The organism is Acinetobacter sp. 228 (genome assembly GCF_048147885.1).
The window spans coordinates 1-1288 of record NZ_JAYWYV010000323.1; the positions used below are offsets into that span (position 1 = coordinate 1).

General features: G+C 34.0%; 2 protein-coding genes. Both read right to left on the reverse strand.

Annotated elements, in window-relative coordinates:
• Window positions 1-85: 85 nt before the first annotated feature.
• Window positions 86-376, reverse strand: a complete 291-nt coding sequence (locus VXQ92_RS18625) for a DUF1634 domain-containing protein (RefSeq protein ID WP_111811063.1) — start codon at window positions 374-376, stop codon at window positions 86-88.
• On the reverse strand, window positions 373-1288 hold a 916-nt coding region (locus VXQ92_RS18630), incomplete at its 5' end, for a PepSY domain-containing protein (RefSeq protein WP_416682805.1). The genes VXQ92_RS18625 and VXQ92_RS18630, both read right to left, overlap by 4 nt.

Sequence of the window (1288 nt, forward strand, 5' to 3'; positions counted from 1 at the left end):
CATGAATAATGATTTACTTATGCAAAAAAAAGCTAAGCAATCAAAATCATGCTTAGCTTGAGGAAATTTTATTCAAATTGATGACTTAAGAGGAAGTTTTTGATGGCTTGAGCGGATTAAGCCAAAGTATCAGCAAAAAGGTTAAGGGTGTTGCAAAGATCCACCAGCTGACAAAACCAATTGAAAAACCATATTTTTTGATGAGAATAAACCCGCTCAACGCAAATAGTAAAAAGGCCAATATCCTCAACAATGAATAATATTTTTGAGCTAAAGGTTTGAAATGACCAGTTGATTTCGGTGAGCGATATTTTTCAGTCGATATGAATAGTAAATACATGCCTAGTAAAGTCAGGATAAACACAAAGAACATCATGAATTCACCTCAATATTTAACTTACTCAGCTTTTTTTGAATTTTATCTGAAGCTTTATATTGAATAGGCTTAATTTTAAGAAATATAAAAAAGGCTAAAGCTGCAAATAACCAGAAAAATATATCTATACGTGCAAAATCCCAATAACCACTAAAGTTTTGAATATAATTATTTTTCAGTAAATAACTTATATTCAAGATAGGGAGTGCAATACTAAGCAGAATAAAAATACCTAGCTGAGTTTGCCATAAATATTGTTTTTTAGTGATGAGCGCAATAATAAAGCTCATGAGCCACACGAAGAAGAAACTATAAATTTCATAATTAACAGTGGTGGCCGTGACAGTAAACAATCGATTCGCATACAAATAAGCAAGAGTTGCACAAGGTAAACCTACAAAGGTAGCAACATTTAAACGGTCAACTAAATAGTGCCCTAAATGAAACTGACTATTTTTACTTTGAAGTTGGCGTTTAAGACTCCAAAGCAACAAGCCAGAGGCAATCATTACACAGCCTAAAATGCCAGAGAAAAACAATCCTAAGCGAAGTAGAGGCTGAGCAAAAGTTGCCATATGTAGGCCATATACTCCAGCATAAAGTGTGGCAATAGGACTATGATTACGTGTATCACCCAAGACTTTAGCGGTTGTAGCATCTAATGTAATTTGTGCTTGATTACGGGTAATAGAATGGTCTTCTTGCTGAATAAATGTAATTTGAGCCTGATTCGTATTTGGGTTTTTAACACTCATAGTTGCTAAAGTTTGATTTCCCCAATGCTGTTTAAGTTGGGCTAATAGCTTTTCAACTGGTAAATTCTGTGCAGGATGCGGTGTTGTACTTTCTGTGACTGTTTTTGTACGTATATCATTGAAATATTGATATGGATTCTCTGGATAGAGTTTTTGC